This is a genomic window from Erythrobacter sp. Dej080120_24, assembly GCF_036322605.1.
GTDB lineage: Bacteria > Pseudomonadota > Alphaproteobacteria > Sphingomonadales > Sphingomonadaceae > Erythrobacter > Erythrobacter aurantius.
Genome location: NZ_AP027262.1, coordinates 3,394,740 through 3,411,321, shown reverse-complemented (window position 1 = coordinate 3,411,321; position 16,582 = coordinate 3,394,740). Strand labels below are relative to the sequence as shown.

Genomic DNA, 16,582 nt, shown 5'->3' with positions numbered 1-16,582 from the left:
GAGGGTGACCCGTCGCCTACTCTGTAAGACCCCCGGACTGTCCCGCTCCGGGTGAGAGGCAACTAAAGCCCCGGCAGCGGATGAGCGCAAGCGCGGAATTGCAATAAAATTTAAATATTCTTGTTGACTCGGCGCAACCCCGCAGACTTCCGTTCAAGTCATTGAAAAATCGGGATATGGCCAGTTCAGGCGGCGCGAATCGCGGGAATTCCTGACATTCTTGGCCCGCGTCGCTGTCACATTCGTCGCAAAGCAAAAGGGCCGCGCCCGCAGACACGACCCTTAACCGTATTGGCTGTCCGAAGACAGCATGGATTTTGTCAGCGCTGCGCCCGAATCACGGGCGCGATTGCCGAATCAGAGAGCGGCAACCCGCTTCGTCAGGCGCGACATCTTCCGCGCGACGGTGTTCTTGTGCATCACCCCGCGAGCCACGCCGCGGGCGAGTTCCGGCTGAGCAGCCTTCAGCGCAGCAGCCGCTGCATCCTTGTCGCCAGCTTCACATGCGGCTTCGACCTTCTTCACGAAGCTGCGGATGCGGCTCATGCGCGCACCGTTGATTTCGGCGCGGCGATTGTTGCGACGGATGCGCTTACGGGCTTGCGGCGTATTGGCCATAACTGTTTTCTGTCTCGCGTTCTGTTCGGGCCGCGTCAGGCGACCGGATGAAATCTGGATTTGTCCGAAAAACGGCGATTCACCGCCGGAAAGCGGCGCACATAGTCGCGGCAGCGCGAATCGTCAAGAAATCCCTCACTTCTGGCATTTCGGGCAGAACCAGGTGCTGCGCCCACCTTGCGCGATGCGGCTGATCGTTCCGCTATCGGCGCGGCGGCACGGCTCCCCGGTGCGACCGTAAACGTCGAAGGAGGTCGCGAAATACCCCAATTCCCCGTCGGGCGCGGCATAATCGCGCAAGGTCGAGCCGCCGTCGCGGATCGAGGCTTCGAGCACGTCGCGGATCGCCGGTACCAGCCGTTCAAGCTGCGGCCCCGTGACCTTGCCACCGGGCTTGGTGGGGCGGATACCTGCGCGCCACAGCGCCTCGCACACATAGATATTGCCAAGCCCCGCGACGATTCGCTGATCGAGCAGGCACAGCTTGATCGATTGCACCTTGCCCTTGAGCGCGGCCTTCAGGTGGCGGGCGGTCAGGCCCGGCCCCAGCGGCTCCGGGCCGAGCGCGGCGAATTGCGGCCATGCGTCGAGCGTATCGGTGGTGACCAGATCGACCGATCCGAACCGTCGGGGATCGTGCAGCGCGAAGCTGTGGCCGGCTGTTTCCAGCAACAGGTGATCGTGCTTTTCGGGCTGCTCGGGATCGATCCGCCAGCGCCCGCTCATGCCCAGATGGAAGATCATGGTCGCGCCGCGATCGAGATGGATCAACCCGTATTTCGCCCGACGTGACAGCCCCGTCACCTGCGCGCCCGTCATCACCTGCACCAGTTCAGGCGGGAAAGGACGGCGCAGATCGGCGCGGTTGAGCGTCACCCGCTCGATCCGCTCTCCGTCAAGGAACCGCGCCAGACCGCGGACCGTTGTTTCGACTTCGGGCAATTCAGGCATGTTCATGCCCTTATCACCCTTTGCGCGTCGCACAATTCCATCTAGGGGATCGGTATGACTGACAGCACCCCAATGACGGACGGAGAAGGCGGCACCGTCTCCTTCGGCTATGAAAACGTCACCCCCGAGGAAAAGACCCGCCGCGTGGGCGAGGTCTTCACCAGCGTGGCGAAGAAGTACGACATCATGAATGATGTGATGAGTTTCGGCATGCATCGCGGGTGGAAGGACCGTTTCGTCAAGCGGGTCAAACCGCAACCGGGTGAGAATATTCTCGATATGGCCGGCGGCACCGGCGACATCGCTTTCCGCATGGCCGATCGGGGTGCGAATGTCACCGTGGCCGATATCAATCAGGACATGCTTGATGTCGGGGCCGAGCGCGCGATGGAGCGCGACGAGGCAGAAGGCGCAGGCAGCCTCGTCTTTTCGAACCAGAACGCGGAAGAAGTGACTTTCGCGTCCAACACCTTCGATGCCTACACCATCGTCTTCGGGATCCGGAACGTCACCTTCAAGGACAAGGCGCTGGCCGAGGCCTATCGCGTCCTGCGGCCCGGCGGACGGTTTTTCTGCATGGAGTTTTCCGTCACCGACTGGTCGGGCTTCCGCGAGATTTACGATCTCTACTCCATGCACGTGATGCCGCGCATGGGGCAGGTCGTTGCGGGCGACACCGAAAGCTATCGCTATCTGGCCGAATCGATCCGCAAATTCCCCCGCGCGCCCGAATTCGAGGCGATGATCCGCTCGGCCGGATTTGTGAACACCAAGGCCGAGATCATCCTTGGCGGTGCTGTCGCGATCCATTCGGGATGGAAAGTCTGAGCGCATGACCGCTCCTGCGACGCATCTTTTCCGCCTTGCGCGGTGGGGCATCACGCTGGCCCGCCGCCGCGCGCTGGTGGGGATCGAGGAAGACCCGAACGCACCAGCCCCCGTCCGGCGGCTGGCGCGCCTTGCACGGCTGGCGACCTTCACTTCGAAGAAGGGCACGCGCGATTACGCCGGGGCATTCCGCGCCATCGGCCCGGCCGCGATCAAGCTGGGGCAATCTCTCGCCACCCGGCCCGATCTGGTCGGCGAAGAGGCGGCGCACAATCTGCTGAGCCTGCAGGACAATCTGCCGCCGGTTTCCTTCGACAAGATCAAGGCCGCGATCGAAGCGAGTTTCGACCAGCCGATCGAGGCATTGTTTTCCGAAATCGATCCGAACCCGGTCGGCGCGGCCTCGATCGCGCAGGTCCATCGCGGTATCACCACGGACGGCCGCAAGGTCGCCGTCAAAGTGCTGCGCCCCGGCATCCGCGAGAAATTCGCGCGCGACATCCAGACCTATGAATGGGCCGCCGCCCATGTCGAGGCGATGGGCGGGGAGGCGATGCGTCTGCGCCCGCGCCTGACCATCGCCAACTTCAAGCGCTGGACCAATTCCGAGCTCGATCTGCGCCGCGAAGCAGCCTCCGCCAGCGAACTGGCCGAGGAAATGAACGGCGTGGGCGGCTATCGCATTCCCGAAATCGACTGGGATCGCACCAATGGCCGGGTGATGACGATCGAATGGGTCGACGGGATCAAGATTTCCAAGCGCGACGAACTCGTCGCCGCCGGACACGATCTTGAAGCGATTGCCGAACGGCTGGTGATCAGTTTCCTGACTCAGGCGATCAGCGCCGGTTTCTTCCATGCCGACATGCATCAGGGCAATCTGTTCGTCGAAGCGGACGGCACCATCGTTGCCATCGATTTCGGCATCATGGGCCGGATTGATCGGCGTGCGCGCCAATGGCTTGCCGAAATCCTCTATGGTTTGACCACGGGCAATTACAAACGCGTCGCCGAAATCCATTTCGAGGCGCAGTATGTGCCGAGCTATCATTCGGTCGGAGAATTCGCGACCGCGCTGCGCGCCGTGGGCGAACCGATGCGCGGCAAGCCGGTGAAGGAATTGTCGGTCGGCCAGATGCTCGACGGGCTGTTCGCGATCACCCGCGATTTCGACATGCAGACCCAGCCGCACCTGCTGCTGCTGCAGAAGACGATGGTGATGGTCGAAGGGATCGCGACGCAGTTGAACCCCGACATCAACATGTGGGACACCGCCGCACCCTATGTGCGCAGCTGGATCCGCGACGAGCTGGGGCCGGAAGCGGCGGTTGCCGACCGGATCAAGGAAGATACCGAAACGCTGTTCCGCCTGCCGGGCCTGATCCGGCGGCTGGAAGAGAAATTCCCGCCCAAGGGCGGCGCGCCGGAACCTCCGCCGCTGCCGGAGATCAAGCTGCTGACCGATCGCCGCGAAGGATCGGGCGGCGGGTGGCTGGGCTATTTCATCGCCGGACTGGCAGGCGCGGGCGCCGTTTACGCAGCCACACTGGCGGGCTTGCTTTAAGCCTTTTCCGGCAAGACCCGGCTGCCGATCAGTGCCAGGGCCACGGCCAGCGCCTCGACCGTCATTGGCAGGAACCACGCCGCATATGTGCCATCGAGCGCAAGGCTGACCCCGCGCCCGGCCAGGGTGATCCCCATCAACGCCGCAGTGACAAGCAACAGGTCGCCATTGCGCTTCCACGCTCCCAGCAGGAACGCGCCGCCCGATACCCAGAAGAACGCGGTGAAATCCGCACGGATGCTGGACAGGCCCTGCGCCCCATCGGCCACGAGGCCGAAATCGCCCCCGGCAGTGACCGGATCGGTCAGGAAGCCGAAGCCCATCGAAACGAACAGCACGCCCAGCAGGGCCAGCGCGATGCGCAATGCGATAATCATGGATAATCCCCTCTCGCGCCCGCTTATGGCGACGCCCGCTTCTAAGCACAATATTAACCATCGTGGAGCAAGGCGTAGGCTGGACTTGGCGCGGCTGGGGCAGGGCGCTAGGGAGTTTGCGAAAAGCCGTTCGATGGCGTGGTTAGGAGTGTGACGGGGATGGCTTCAACGGGACCAAAGGTGCTGTTGGTCGTGGGTGGCGGGATCGCGGCCTACAAGTCGTGCGAGCTTGTTCGCCTGATGCGCAAGGGCGGGGCCGATGTTACCTGCGTGGTGACGAAAGGCGGGCAACAGTTTGTCACCCCCATGTCGCTCGCGGCGCTCAGCGAAAATCAGGTCTACACCAGCCTGTTCGATCTCAAGAACGAGGTCGAGATGGGGCATATCGAATTGTCGCGCGAAGCCGATCTGATTGTGGTCTGCCCGGCCACCGCCGATCTGATGGCGAAGATGGCGGCGGGCATTGCCGATGACCTCGCGACCACTCTGATCCTCGCCACCAACAAGCCGGTGATGGCGGTTCCCGCGATGAACGTGAAGATGTGGGAACATGAATCGACCCAGCGCAATGTCGAGTGGTTGAAGGATGCGGGCGTCACCGTGCTGCACCCCGATGAAGGGGCGATGGCCTGCGGTGAATTCGGCTATGGCCGCCTGCCTGAACCCAATGCCATCTGGCGCGCGGTCGCCGCGCATTTCGGCATCGAGGTGGAAGACGAAAGCCCCGCGCCCGTGGCTGCGAATGACGCGGTCGAGGCGCTGGAGCCCGAGGATGACAGCTCCACGGGCGGCGGGCTTGGCGGGCTGCTGTCGCGGATCATTCCGCGCTCCACTGCGAAGCGCAGCGCCGAAGAGATCGAAGCCGAAATGGCCGCGCTGGGCCTCGACGAACTGCCCGAGGATGCCGAGGCAGCCGAACTGGTCGAGGAAGAGGACATCGAGTTCAATCCCGACTTCGAAGGTTCGCCGCTAGCGACCAAGGGCAAGGCCGGGGCTGCGCCGCCGACCGATACCGAGGCGATCAATCACGAAGTCGACGATCGCAAATCCGCGCCCGAAGAGGTCGAGGCGAAGAAGCCCGCCCCTGCCAAGATCGCGGCCAAGCAGGCGGCTCCTGCAAAGGCCGAGGCGATCGAAGCCGACGAAGGCGACATCGCCGCCGAGTTCAATCTGGATGCCGGACACAGGCCGCTCGAAGGTCGCAAGGTCCTCGTCACCGCAGGGCCGACCTGGGAATCGATCGATCCGGTGCGCTACATCGCCAACCGTTCGAGCGGGAAACAGGGCTTTGCCATTGCCGCCGCCGCCGCCGCACTGGGCGCGGATGTCGTGCTGGTCGCCGGGCCGGTCGCGCTCAAGACCCCGGCCGGGGTCGAGCGGATCGATGTCGAAAGCGCCGAGGAAATGAGCACCGCCGTCAAACGCGCGCTTCCCTGCGATGCCGCCGTGATGGTGGCCGCGGTGGCCGATTGGCGGCCCAAGGAATATCGCGAAGAGAAGATTAAGAAGCGCGGCTCCGCTCCGCCTGCGCTGATGCTGACTGAAAACCCCGATATCCTCACCAATCTCGCGGCGGCGTCAAACCGGCCGGCGATGGTGATCGGCTTTGCCGCCGAAACCGAAAACGTCGTCGAAAACGCCAAGAAGAAGCGCAAGCGCAAGGCGTGCGACTGGATCATCGCCAATGATGTTTCGGGCGATGTGATGGGCGGCGATGCCAACCGCGTCCACATTGTCAGCGCCGATGGCGTCGAAAGCCTCGACGAAATGCCCAAGGGCGAAGTGGCGATGTCCTTGATGCAGAAAATGGCGGAAGCGCTTGCTGCCGAGGCCGCGCAATGAGCGCACCGGTGAAGGTGGAGCTGAAGCGGCTGCCTCACGGCGAAGGCCTGCCGCTGCCCGCCTATGCCACAGATGGCGCGGCGGGCATGGATGTCGTCAGCGCGGAAGACGTGACGATTGCCCCGGGTGCGCGGCATCCGGTGGCGACCGGCCTTTCGATGGCGATCCCGCAAGGCTACGAAATTCAGGTGCGTCCGCGTTCGGGCCTTGCCTTCAAGCACGGCATCACCGTGCCCAACACGCCCGGCACCATCGACAGCGATTATCGCGGCGAATTGAAAGTGCTGCTGATCAACCACGGGACCGAGGATTTCGCCATCGCGCGCGGAGACCGGGTGGCGCAGCTGGTGCTCGCCCCGGTGGTGCAGGCGGCATGGGCCGAAGTGGACGAACTCGACGCGACCGAAAGGGGCGCGGGCGGCTTCGGATCAACCGGCGGCCACGCGCGTCTGTAATCTTGACCGCCTGTTCGCGATCGGATTAGGCTGTGGGGATCCAACACGGGGTTCTATGTCCGAGATTGTAACCAGCTGATCGGCTCCGGCGTGCTTGTGTGCACGCGAGCCTGATTGCGCCCGGCACGGAGTTGTTCCGTCGCCGCGCTTCAGTTTGGTCTACAATCAGGACAATTCCATTGAACATTTCAAAGCATGAACAGCGCGTGCTGCACGTGCTCGCGCAGGGTGGTAAGATCCAATATGCGCGCGACGCGCACGGCAAGTTTACGACCATCGACTGCTTCAACCGTGACGGCTTTCGGCTGAGCGATTGCACGCTGGAGGTATTCCAGCGTCTCAGGAAGCGCAGGCTGATTAGGAGCCGTGATGGCCAGCCGTATCGCATCACGCGAAAGGGGCTGGAAGCTGTGCGCTCCCAGTTCGACAATCGGTAGGGTAACTACCAGAATCAAAAAGGGCGGCGCTGATCCCTTGCGCCGCCCTTTCCGTCCCATCCAAGGGTATGATCTGCTGCCGGCTCAATCGGTCGGTCTTACGCTCTTTCCGTCTTCGCGGATAGTGATCCGCAGCGTTTCGCCATTGTTGCCGGGAAAATCGGTGAACAGCGCATCGACGAGGTTCGGCACAAGGCTTTGCAGCCGGTTCGAACGGGACACGGCCTGCGCCTGCCCTTCGAACAGGCGTTCACCCGTGGCGGCGTTGTCGATCTTCATTTCCACACCGCTGGTGTAGACGGTGTAGCTGCGCACTTCCGGCCCTGCGAGGAACGGATCGTAGAAGCCAAAGGCATAGCTGCGACGGAAACCGAAGCCGCCAAAGCCGCCCCACGGGCCAAAGAACGGATCGCCCGCAAAGCCGGTGGTGCGAACGCGCTCGCGTCCGTTGTCGACATCATAGTCGAACCGCACCAGCAGGTTCGCCGTTTCCGGCGATGCTGCGCGGTTGTAACCCAGCTTGGCCATTTCGGCGGCTACCAGATCGGCATACATCGCGAATTCAAGACCACCAGCCAGCGCCGGATCGTCTGCCACGACGGCAAAGCTTTGGCCCTGCGGTGCAGGCAGTTGCGCCTGGAAGCGCGATACGTCAGCCTTGAACGAAGGGGCGCAAGCAGCAAGGCCCAACGCGACAGCACCAAGAAGGCCAAGGCGCAAGGTTCGACTCATAGGGGTAGAGCGCTTTTTCATTTCACGGATGATCATGGCATATCCTCAGTCAATTCGCCAGCGCGTCGTATGCAACACGACTGCGCCTTTACGCTAAGCCAGCGACCTGTTGCCCTACCCCATGCGCGCCGGAATTCCGGCCGGTGACCCTGTTGTGCGACCTGCCACTGTTATGAAACAAGGTAACACCGCGGGCTGAACCACGCTTTAACGCAAGTCGGGAACGGTCAGCCGCGCACCAGCCCCAGCGCCTTGTATGCCGCATCAAGCGTTGGCGTGCCACGTTCGCGTGCTTGCGCAGCCCCGCGTGCAAGGATTGCGTCGAGCGCCTCCTGATCGTCCTTCAACTCCATGAAGCGCGCGTTGATGGGCGCGAGCGTTTCGATCAGCACTTCGCCCAGGGCGGGCTTGAAAGCGCCGAAACCCTGCCCGCCGTGCTGGCTGAGCACCTGCTCCGCAGTCTGGCCTGTAAGCGCCGCATAGATGCCGACAAGGTTCTTCGCCTCGGGACGTTCCTCCAGCCCCTTTTCTTCCGAGGGCAGGGGTTCTGGATCGGTCTTTGCCTTCTTGATCTTCTTCATGATCGTGTCGGCATCGTCCGTCAGGCTGATGCGGCTCATGTCCGAAGGATCGGATTTCGACATCTTGGCCGATCCGTCACGCAGCGACATGATCCGCGCCGCAGCGGGCGGAATGTAAGGTTCTGGCAGGGTGAACAGCGGTGCGTCCTCGCTGCAGAAATCATTGTTGAACTTCTGCGCGATGTCGCGGGCGAGCTCCAGATGCTGTTTCTGATCCTCTCCCACCGGCACATGCGTAGCCTGATAAAGAAGCACGTCGGCAGCCTGAAGCACGGGGTATGTGAACAGCGCGACCGACTGGCCTTCGCGGTTCTTGCCCGCCTTGTCCTTCCACTGCGTCATGCGGTTGAGCCAGCCCATCCGCGCCGTGCCGTTCAACAGCCATTGCAGTTCGGCATGGGCCGGAACCTGCGCCTGGTTGAACAGCACGGTCTTTGCAGGGTCCACTCCGCAGGCGACCAGCGTGGCGACCATTTCGCGCGTGTTCTGCGTCAGTTCGGCGGGGCTGTGAGGCTGCGAGATCGCGTGCAAGTCGGCAAGGAAGATGAAGCATTCGCCGCCCGCTGCATGGGCTTCATCCTGAAGCTTCACATAGTTGACGATAGCGCCGAGGTAATTGCCGAGATGCGGCTTGCCCGTCGGCTGGATGCCGGAAACGACTCTCATTTTGGGATACTCTCTTTGTAACTGGATTGAAGCTGCGGTGCTCAGATTATGAGCTCGCAAGCCATCGCCCGATTGGCCAGTAAGGGGCCGCCCGCCCGCGCAGCACGAAGCGTGCCGGGGCTGAACCTGAAAAGAGATGCGAACCAGTCATGGCCCCAGCCAATAGCACAGCCGCCCACGGGGGCAAGATCACTCGGGCGCCGTGGGAGCCTGTTTGCGGGTCAGCGTAGCGATGCGCTGACGGTCGATCGCGCCAACTGCGAAAGCGATGCCGAAATAGACCACCACCGCCGCTCCCACGAGCGCAAGCAGCGCGCCAAGCCGGGCGAACAGCCCGGCGGAATACCAGCCCGTCAGGATATCGCTGGTGTAGAACAAGACCGCGCCCATCGCCGCTGCAGCCAGCACCTGTCGCGAAATCCTGAACAGCAGCACGCCGGGCACGCGGTAATGTCCGCGCATGGCCAGCACCACCAGCAGGAAGCCGACGTTGATCCACGCCCCGATCACGCTGGCAAATGCGACACCGACGACACCGTAACTGTCCAGCAGCGCGAAGTTGAAGGTGATGAACACCGCCAGAGAAATGAACGCCGCCACCACCGGGGTGCGCGTATCGGCGCGGGCGTAGAAATTCGGAACCAGCACCTTCACCAGCACATAGGCGGGCAGGCCCATCACCAGCGCGGCCAGCACCTGCCCGGTGGACGCCGCATCAGCCAGATCGAAGCGTCCGCCCTGAAATATCATGGTGACGAACGCCTCGGCGCAAATTGCCAGCGCGACCGCGGCCGGGATCGTCAACAGCATTGCCAGTTCGATCGCATCCGACTGGATCCGGTCCGCGCCTTCCTTGTTGCCGGTGCCGACGAACTTGCTCAGCGTCGGCAGGATCGCGGTTGACAGGGCAATGCCGATGATCCCCAGCGGCAACTGGTTCAGCCGGTCGGCATAATTCATGTAGCTGACCGATCCGTCCTCAAGCTGGTTGAGGAAGTATAGCTGCACCAGCGTGTTGATCTGATACGCGCCGCCTCCAATGGCTGCGGGCAGGGCGATGATGCCCAGCCGTTTCACTTCGGGGGTGATGCGCGGCAGCCGCATCTTCACCTCGAACCCTTCGACCCGGACCCAGTAGTACAGCCATGCCAGCTGCATCACGCCCGCGCCTGTCACCGCCCATGCAATGCCATAGGCGACTTGCTCGACGCTTGCCCCGGTGTTGGACGCAAACCATTCGCCCGTCAGCAGCGCGGCAATCAGCACGATGTTGAGAATGATCGGAAAGCTGGCCCCCGGTGCGAACCGCGAAACCGAATTCAGCATTCCGGTGAACAGCGTCACCAGGCTGACAAGGATGATGTAGGGGAACATGATCCGCGCGAAATCGACCGCCAGCGGATAGGTTTGCGGATCAACCGGCTTTTCCGACAGCAGCCAGATCACCCCCGGCATCGCCAGTTCGAACACCGCCACCAGCGCGATCAGCACCGGCAGGAAAACGGAAAGCACATCGGCGCTGAAACTGCGCGCTTCCTCCAGCCCCTGCTCCGGGGTTTCCGCCCGGTGCAGGCGCTTTGAGAACATCGGCACGAATGCGGCCGAAAACGCGCCTTCGGCAAACAGCCGACGGAACACGTTGGGGATGATGAAGGCCTGAAACCACGCATCGGTCACCTCGTTGGCACCGAGCACGCGGGCGAAAATCATTTCGCGCGCCATGCCGGCCACGCGGCTCACCAGCGTGAGCGAGCCGATCGTGCCGACATGTTTGAGCAGGCTCATGGCGATCAGGCCCGCACGGTTACGCGTTTACGCGTCGCCGGTGGGCGAGGGGGCGTTGCCCGCAGCCGCGGCTTCCTGTGCGCGCTTCGCCTGAAGCTGCTGGATGTACAGGCCGTTGAAGTCGATCGGATCGACCATCAGCGGCGGGAACCCGGCATCGCGCACGGCATCGGCGACGACGCGGCGGGCGAAGGGGAAGAGCATGCGCGGAGCTTCGGCGAAAAGGAACGCGTGGGCCTGCTCTTCGGGAATGTTACGGATGCCGATCAGGCCGCAATAGGACAGCTCGACGATGTAGGCGGTGCCCTTGGCCGAAGAAGCGGTGATGTTGATCTTCAGCTCGACCTCGGTCACCTGCTCGCCCTTGGGCTGCGCACCGATGTTGAACTGCACGTCGACCTTGGGCGCATCGGTCCATTGGAACACGTCCGGCGCGTTCGGGTTTTCGACCGACAGGTCCTTCACATACTGCGTGATGATGCCGGCAGCGGGCTGATTGTCCGCGCCGTTTGCACCCGCACCGGGGTTGTCGAGATTCGTGAGAACGTCGCCTTCTTCGGCCATGATCGTTTGGTCTTTCGTTTGACTGTTCAGATATTGCTCAGCGTGCATGGTTTAATGCGCCACGCACAAGATGTCCCTAGAAGCCCGCGCGCCTAGCAGGGGTGCGCGATACAGGCAATGGGGCGCCGCACACGCTGAACGGTTGCATGGCAGCCACGAAAAGCAAGGTTTTACGGTTTTGTGAAACCGAAAAGGCGTTGGCGAATTGAATTTGGTGCCTATTTATGGGACGACACGCATCTTGATACCGCGTTGGCCGTATTTAGGGACAGTTTGCGCTGTTTTCTGTCTGCCGGCTCAACGCCGAATTGATCAGGCCGCCCGCTAAAGGGCGCTGAAAGGATACCAGGTACTACCGTGATTCTAGAAATCGTCATCCTTGCCATGATTGCCGCATTCCTGGGGCTGCGCCTGTATTCCGTGCTTGGCCGCCGGGCGGAGCATGAGGAAGAGTCGATCCCGCAGCGTTTTGACGCGGGCGACAATGCCTCCGCACCCGGTTCGATCGCCCCGCAGGCGACCCAGCCGGTGCCGCCGCGCGCGATCGAGCTTGAAGGGGTGATGCCCGCGGTTGAGCGTGGCGTGCGCGAGATCGCGGCTGCGGATCGCGGTTTCGACATTTCGCAATTCATGCAGGGCGCCAAGGGTGCCTATGAAATGGTGCTCGAAGCGTTCTGGAACGGTGACCGCGAAACGCTGCGCGACCTGTGCGACGATGACGTCTACGAAGGTTTCATCGCCGCGATCGACGAGCGCGAGGCCGCTGGTCACACGCTCGACAACAAGCTGATCCGGATCGAGGAAACCCGCATCCATTCGGCTTCGCTCGACAAGCGCATGGCGCGGATCGCGATCCTGTTTGTTGCCGATATCGCCGCTGTCACCCGCGATGCGGATGGCAATGTGATCGCGGGAAGCCTCGACGATGCGATCGAGAGCCGCGACGTCTGGACCTTCAGCCGCAATGTTGGCTCGAATGATCCCAACTGGCTGCTCGACGAAACCGACGAAGGGTAAGTCTTGGCAATCGGGGGCGCGGATACTGCCGGGGTCATTCGGCTCGACGGGCCTGAAACACCGCGCCGCAAACCGGCATCCATTGCCAGCGGGTTCGGGGCGCTGTTCGCTTCTATCGCCATCTTGAGCGCCTGTGCGATCATTCCCGAAAGCTCGCCGCCCAGCACCGTGATCCCCGTTCCGCCCGCCGCTGGCGTGGTGAGCGCCGCGATGGCCGGGGTCAGCCAGGGGCCAAGCGTTGGCGCGCTCGGCATCGGGCGCGAGGACGCCGGAACGGCCTTGGCCGCTTTCATCGAATCCTGTCCGCAATTGTTGCGGCGCGATGACGTGAGCGGCCTTGCCTATGGTGCCGATTGGCGTCCGGCTTGCGAGGCTGCGGTGAACTGGCCGCTCGACGATGCACCGCATTTCTTCGAGACGCATTTCGAAACCGTGCGGGTTGGTGACGGCAGTGCCTTTGCGACCGGATATTTCGAGCCTGAGATCATGGGCAGCCGCACCCGCAAGCCGGGCTATGTCCCTGTCTATGCCATGCCCGATGATCTGGTTCGCGGCTGGCCCGCTGATACACCCGCGTCCGAACGCACCGGGCGCGCGCCGCTCGGCCGGTATGACAGGGACGGCAATTTCGTCCCCTATTACGAACGGGCCGAGATCGAGGACGGGGCGCTTGAAGGGCGGGTGCCGGTAATCGCCTGGGCGGCCGATCCGGTCGAATTCTTCTTCCTCCAGATTCAGGGATCGGGCCGCATCCGCACCGAGACGGGCGAAGTGATCCGTATCGGATACGCTGGGCAGAACGGGCGCGGTTACACCGGGATCGGCGGCGTCATGCGCGAGCGCGGGCTGCTGGGTGATGGGCCGGGCCAGTATCCCGGATCGATGCAGGGCATCATGGCCTATATCCGCGAAAACCCGCGTGAAGGGCGTGATCTGATGCGCCTCAACAAGAGCTGGATTTTCTTCCGCGAATTGCGCGGTGACGGGCCATTGGGCGCGCTGGGCGTACCGGTTCGACGCGAAGCATCGGTCGCGGCGGACCCGGCCTTTGTGCCGCTGGGTGCGCCCGTCTGGCTCGAGCTTGACCGGCGCGAGGCCAATGGCCTGTGGATCGCACAGGACACCGGCGGAGCGATCAAGGGGGTGAACCGTTTCGACACCTTCTGGGGCGCAGGCGAAGACGCACGCCGAATTGCCGGCGGAATGAGCGCACGCGGGCAGGCGCTGTTGCTGCTGCCAAAGGGCACGGTGGCACGGCTCAATTCCGCGCAATGACGATCCCCCGCGGTCTTTCCGCCGAAGAGCAGGCGGCGTGGGCGCGTCTGGCGCAAAGCGTCACTCCGCTGGCCGGGCGCAAGGTTCCCGGTGTCGCCGCCGAAAGCGAGCCCAAACGCCATGTTTCGCCAAAGCCATCGCCCAAGCCGGTGATGAAGCCCGCGCCCAAGCTCGTGGTGGCAAAGCGGCCCGCAGCCGCCACTCCGCCGCCGCCAAAGCGGGCGTTCACTTCGCAGCTCGACGGGCATTGGAACCGGCGGATCAAGTCGGGCGACATCTCGCCAGACTACACGCTCGACCTGCATGGCCACACGCTCGACAGCGCCTACACAAGGATCATTGCCGGGCTTGATCAGGCGCGGGCGATGGGCGCGCGGGTGGTGCTGGTGGTGGCGGGACGCGAAAGGCCGGTCGATCCGGCTGATCGCCAGCACAAACGCGGCGCGATCCGCGCCAAGCTGCTCGACTGGCTGGCAGCAAGCCACCATTCCGAGGCGATTGCGGCAGTGCGCCGCGCACATATCCGCCATGGTGGTGACGGGGCGCTGTATCTGGTGATGAAGCGCCCCAGATAGCTGCCTTACCCCAGCAGCCAGACATTCATCAACCGTCCGGGCAAAGCGAAAGCAAAGATGCCTGGTATCATCAGAGCACCGAGGTAGAGGCTGAGAATTTCCTTCTTGTGCCCCTTCATGTCGCCGCGCCGTGCTGTGGCGACCAGCTTGTATGAGGCGATCAGCGTCATCGGCACAAAGATATGGATGAAGCTGAAGTTCCCGCTGGTCTTGATGAAGATGGCGGACAAGGCCGTCGTCACCATCAATGCCACCCAGATCCTGCCCAGCAATTTGTGCAAGGCGGTGCCCTTGGGTGCCAGGAGCAGGTAACCACCCAGAGGGATCGCCGGAAGCACGGTGGCGACATGGATGATTACTGCAAGATAGCGCGTTGCCACGCTTTCCGGAGCAAGCCCGGTCAGTCCGCGAAAGATTGCGATAACTGTCGCTAGCGTCATCACCGTGCCGGCAACCGCAACGATTGCGCGAACGCGTGGGCTGAGATCGAAGGCAGGCCCTGCCGGACCTTTGATTACACGGGCAAGTGGCGAATTTGCGGTGATGACAGTCATGTTGAAGGTTCTCCTCGAAGACGGTGTTGTCTTGATCGAGGATCACTGTGCCGCCTGCCCATTCACCGGCAACCGGGCTTGCGGGATTTGGCCCCAGGTTGCGTCAACGGTGCGGCAAAGCCCGGTTTTTGCACCACTTGCCACTTTACGAAGCGCGAACGGGCAGGCATTTGAGGTTCATGGGTTCAGCGCAGGACGAACAGGCAATAGGACATCGCGCGGCGTTGCTGCGCAAGATCCTGACCGATCTTGCGATCATGACGGTGATCGGTCTGTTTCTCGCCATCATCGGCCCGTTCGGGACGATCGCCAATCCGTTTCCGGTCCGCCTGCTGAGCTGGCTGGCCTTCGCCTATATCGGCTATGTCATCTATTCCCCGATGAGTTTTGTGGTCGAGCGGATGCACCGCGGCCTTGACCTGCCGTTGCTGCCGCTCTGGATCTTCGCCACTTTAATCGCGACCGTGCCGATGACGGTGATGGTCTATATCGTCCAGTTCATGCCCAATTGGCCGCCAGTGCCCCCACTTGATGAGGCGCTGATGAGCTATTTCTACGTCTTCGTGATCGGTGGCGGCGTGACCTTGCTGTTCAACGTCATCGGATCAGGCGGGGAGAACTCGCAGCGTGAAGACAGCGGCGTTGATGACCGGGTTGAGGCTGCCGTGACTGAGCAAAGCCCGCCTGCCCGTCCGGCTGACACTCTGCCCGTGCCGCCATCCAATCCGCTGATCGATCAACTGGCCGGTGAACTGGGCAGCGACGTGATCGCGCTGGAGATGGAGGACCATTATGTCCGCGTCCACACCGCGCTGGGCAGCGAACTGGTGCTGATGCGGCTGCGCGATGCGATGGCCTATCTCTCCGATGTCGAAGGGCGTCAGGTGCATCGCAGCTGGTGGGTAGCGCGGCTTGCCGTTGAGGACATCAAGCGCGAGGGGCGCAACGTCCGGCTGGTGCTGTCAGGCGGTCTGGAAGCGCCTGTGGCACGCGCGCAGGTCAGCGAACTGAAAACCGCTGGCTGGATCTAGAAGCGCGCATTCAATGCGTTCTTGATCGTCGCCAGTCCGGCGCCGACCATGGCAAAGAAAGCCGCCAGAACGACATTGCTGATCGCATACTGGAATGCGCCAAGCCGTGTCAGGTCGAGGAAGAAGTAGGCATAAAACCCGGTCAGCTCGCCCAGCACCACCGCAAAGGCCCCATAGGCAAGCGGCGGCGTCATGATCGCCGGAACCAACGCGCTGACATCGGCGGTTGGCGGCGTGAACCGCAGCCACCATGCCACCACCGCAATCGGGACGAGCGTGTGGAACACCTGATTGGTGACAAGCTGCCATCCTTCGGGATGATGATCCGCTGCCAACAACGCCCAATAAACGCTGCCGATCACTGTCAGCATGGTTGCAAGGGCGGCCATCACCTTTGGCGCGACGGGGCGGCCAGACGCAGCCCATCCCATTACGGCGAAGGCCCCGACATTGCCCCAGATCGTGAAGAACCGCAGCAGGCCGCCGGCGTTTGCCGCAGCGCTGCCCTGACCCACGGCGATCTCAGTCGCCAATGCCGCCAATGCCGCCCCCGATATCAATGCGGCGAAAAGCCTTTCCGCGGGAAAGCGCCGCGTCGATGGTTCAGCGATAGTGTTCATGGTGCGTGTCTATCACCGCATTTCAGCCGCCTGCCAATACAAAAGACCCCCGGCGTTTCCACCGGGGGTCCCTCGCGACCCTGACCGACAATGGGGGGTGGTCAGGGTTC

Annotated in this window: 18 protein-coding genes; 9 read left to right on the top strand and 9 right to left on the bottom strand. The window is 62.8% G+C overall.

Annotation, left to right across the window (positions count from 1 at the left end):
- Nucleotides 1-357: 357 nt before the first annotated feature.
- On the bottom strand, nucleotides 358-618 hold the full coding sequence (gene rpsT, locus AABA34_RS16415) for a 30S ribosomal protein S20 (protein ID WP_034955495.1): 261 nt from the start codon (nucleotides 616-618) through the stop codon (nucleotides 358-360).
- A gap of 135 nt (nucleotides 619-753) precedes the next feature.
- Nucleotides 754-1,569 carry a bifunctional DNA-formamidopyrimidine glycosylase/DNA-(apurinic or apyrimidinic site) lyase gene (mutM, locus tag AABA34_RS16410; RefSeq protein ID WP_034955882.1) on the bottom strand — a complete coding sequence of 272 codons (816 nt, stop codon included), beginning with the start codon at nucleotides 1,567-1,569 and terminating at the stop codon, nucleotides 754-756.
- A gap of 54 nt (nucleotides 1,570-1,623) precedes the next feature.
- Here mutM and AABA34_RS16405 point away from each other — a divergent pair, with 54 nt between their 5' ends.
- Both AABA34_RS16405 and ubiB read left to right on the top strand, forming a co-directional pair.
- Nucleotides 1,624-2,397 (top strand): class I SAM-dependent methyltransferase, encoded by a 774-nt coding sequence (locus tag AABA34_RS16405; RefSeq protein ID WP_084155810.1) that lies wholly within the window; start codon nucleotides 1,624-1,626, stop codon nucleotides 2,395-2,397.
- Nucleotides 2,398-2,401: 4 nt separating this feature from the next.
- Nucleotides 2,402-3,961: a 2-polyprenylphenol 6-hydroxylase gene (gene ubiB / locus AABA34_RS16400; RefSeq protein WP_034955492.1), complete on the top strand. Its 1,560-nt coding sequence runs from the start codon at nucleotides 2,402-2,404 to the stop codon at nucleotides 3,959-3,961.
- On the opposite strand, the gene AABA34_RS16395 is transcribed toward ubiB, so the two are convergent.
- On the bottom strand, nucleotides 3,958-4,338 hold the full coding sequence (locus tag AABA34_RS16395; protein WP_034955490.1) for a DUF4345 family protein: 381 nt from the start codon (nucleotides 4,336-4,338) through the stop codon (nucleotides 3,958-3,960). The genes ubiB and AABA34_RS16395 overlap by 4 nt on opposite strands.
- A gap of 159 nt (nucleotides 4,339-4,497) precedes the next feature.
- On the opposite strand from AABA34_RS16395, the gene AABA34_RS16390 reads away from it, so the two are divergent.
- The 3 genes from AABA34_RS16390 (at nucleotide 4,498) to AABA34_RS16380 (ending at nucleotide 7,072) form a co-directional block, all read left to right on the top strand.
- Nucleotides 4,498-6,180, top strand: a complete 1,683-nt coding sequence (locus tag AABA34_RS16390; RefSeq protein WP_338303403.1) for a bifunctional phosphopantothenoylcysteine decarboxylase/phosphopantothenate synthase — start codon at nucleotides 4,498-4,500, stop codon at nucleotides 6,178-6,180.
- Nucleotides 6,177-6,635, top strand: a complete 459-nt coding sequence (dut, locus tag AABA34_RS16385) for a dUTP diphosphatase (protein ID WP_338303402.1) — start codon at nucleotides 6,177-6,179, stop codon at nucleotides 6,633-6,635. The genes AABA34_RS16390 and dut overlap by 4 nt, the downstream gene beginning before the upstream one ends.
- 98 nt (nucleotides 6,636-6,733) lie before the next feature.
- Nucleotides 6,734-7,072: a YjhX family toxin gene (locus tag AABA34_RS16380; RefSeq protein ID WP_338303401.1), complete on the top strand. Its 339-nt coding sequence runs from the start codon at nucleotides 6,734-6,736 to the stop codon at nucleotides 7,070-7,072.
- 84 nt (nucleotides 7,073-7,156) lie between these two features.
- Here the strand turns inward: AABA34_RS16380 and AABA34_RS16375 are convergent, their stop codons facing one another.
- The 4 genes from AABA34_RS16375 to secB all read right to left on the bottom strand — a co-directional run bounded on the left by AABA34_RS16375 (nucleotide 7,157) and on the right by secB (nucleotide 11,400).
- Entirely contained in the window at nucleotides 7,157-7,804 is a 648-nt protein-coding gene (locus AABA34_RS16375; RefSeq protein WP_338303400.1) for a DUF4136 domain-containing protein, read from the bottom strand.
- A gap of 227 nt (nucleotides 7,805-8,031) precedes the next feature.
- Nucleotides 8,032-9,051 carry a tryptophan--tRNA ligase gene (gene trpS, locus AABA34_RS16370; protein WP_034955484.1) on the bottom strand — a complete coding sequence of 340 codons (1,020 nt, stop codon included), beginning with the start codon at nucleotides 9,049-9,051 and terminating at the stop codon, nucleotides 8,032-8,034.
- Nucleotides 9,052-9,240: 189 nt separating this feature from the next.
- On the bottom strand, nucleotides 9,241-10,836 hold the full coding sequence (murJ, locus tag AABA34_RS16365) for a murein biosynthesis integral membrane protein MurJ (RefSeq protein WP_338303399.1): 1,596 nt from the start codon (nucleotides 10,834-10,836) through the stop codon (nucleotides 9,241-9,243).
- Nucleotides 10,837-10,863: 27 nt separating this feature from the next.
- Nucleotides 10,864-11,400 carry a protein-export chaperone SecB gene (secB, locus tag AABA34_RS16360; RefSeq protein WP_252260540.1) on the bottom strand — a complete coding sequence of 179 codons (537 nt, stop codon included), beginning with the start codon at nucleotides 11,398-11,400 and terminating at the stop codon, nucleotides 10,864-10,866.
- Nucleotides 11,401-11,757: 357 nt separating this feature from the next.
- Between secB and AABA34_RS16355 the strand changes: the two genes are divergently transcribed.
- The 3 genes from AABA34_RS16355 (at nucleotide 11,758) to AABA34_RS16345 (ending at nucleotide 14,267) form a co-directional block, all read left to right on the top strand.
- On the top strand, nucleotides 11,758-12,417 hold the full coding sequence (locus AABA34_RS16355) for a Tim44/TimA family putative adaptor protein (RefSeq protein WP_084155806.1): 660 nt from the start codon (nucleotides 11,758-11,760) through the stop codon (nucleotides 12,415-12,417).
- Nucleotides 12,418-12,498: 81 nt separating this feature from the next.
- Nucleotides 12,499-13,692 (top strand): murein transglycosylase A, encoded by a 1,194-nt coding sequence (gene mltA, locus AABA34_RS16350; RefSeq protein WP_445083786.1) that lies wholly within the window; start codon nucleotides 12,499-12,501, stop codon nucleotides 13,690-13,692.
- The gene (locus AABA34_RS16345) at nucleotides 13,689-14,267 is read left to right on the top strand and encodes a Smr/MutS family protein (protein ID WP_338303398.1); all 579 of its coding nucleotides are present in this window, start codon (nucleotides 13,689-13,691) and stop codon (nucleotides 14,265-14,267) included. Before mltA ends, AABA34_RS16345 begins: the two co-directional genes overlap by 4 nt.
- 5 nt (nucleotides 14,268-14,272) lie before the next feature.
- On the opposite strand, the gene AABA34_RS16340 is transcribed toward AABA34_RS16345, so the two are convergent.
- Nucleotides 14,273-14,821: a DUF2306 domain-containing protein gene (locus tag AABA34_RS16340; RefSeq protein ID WP_338303397.1), complete on the bottom strand. Its 549-nt coding sequence runs from the start codon at nucleotides 14,819-14,821 to the stop codon at nucleotides 14,273-14,275.
- Between the two features lie 179 nt (nucleotides 14,822-15,000).
- On the opposite strand from AABA34_RS16340, the gene AABA34_RS16335 reads away from it, so the two are divergent.
- Complete coding sequence (locus tag AABA34_RS16335; protein WP_338303396.1) at nucleotides 15,001-15,852, top strand: LytTR family DNA-binding domain-containing protein; 852 nt, start codon at nucleotides 15,001-15,003, stop codon at nucleotides 15,850-15,852.
- On the opposite strand, the gene AABA34_RS16330 is transcribed toward AABA34_RS16335, so the two are convergent.
- On the bottom strand, nucleotides 15,849-16,472 hold the full coding sequence (locus AABA34_RS16330; RefSeq protein ID WP_338303395.1) for a Pr6Pr family membrane protein: 624 nt from the start codon (nucleotides 16,470-16,472) through the stop codon (nucleotides 15,849-15,851). The two genes, AABA34_RS16335 and AABA34_RS16330, sit on opposite strands and share 4 nt — an antisense overlap.
- Between the last annotated feature and the right edge of the window lie 110 nt (nucleotides 16,473-16,582).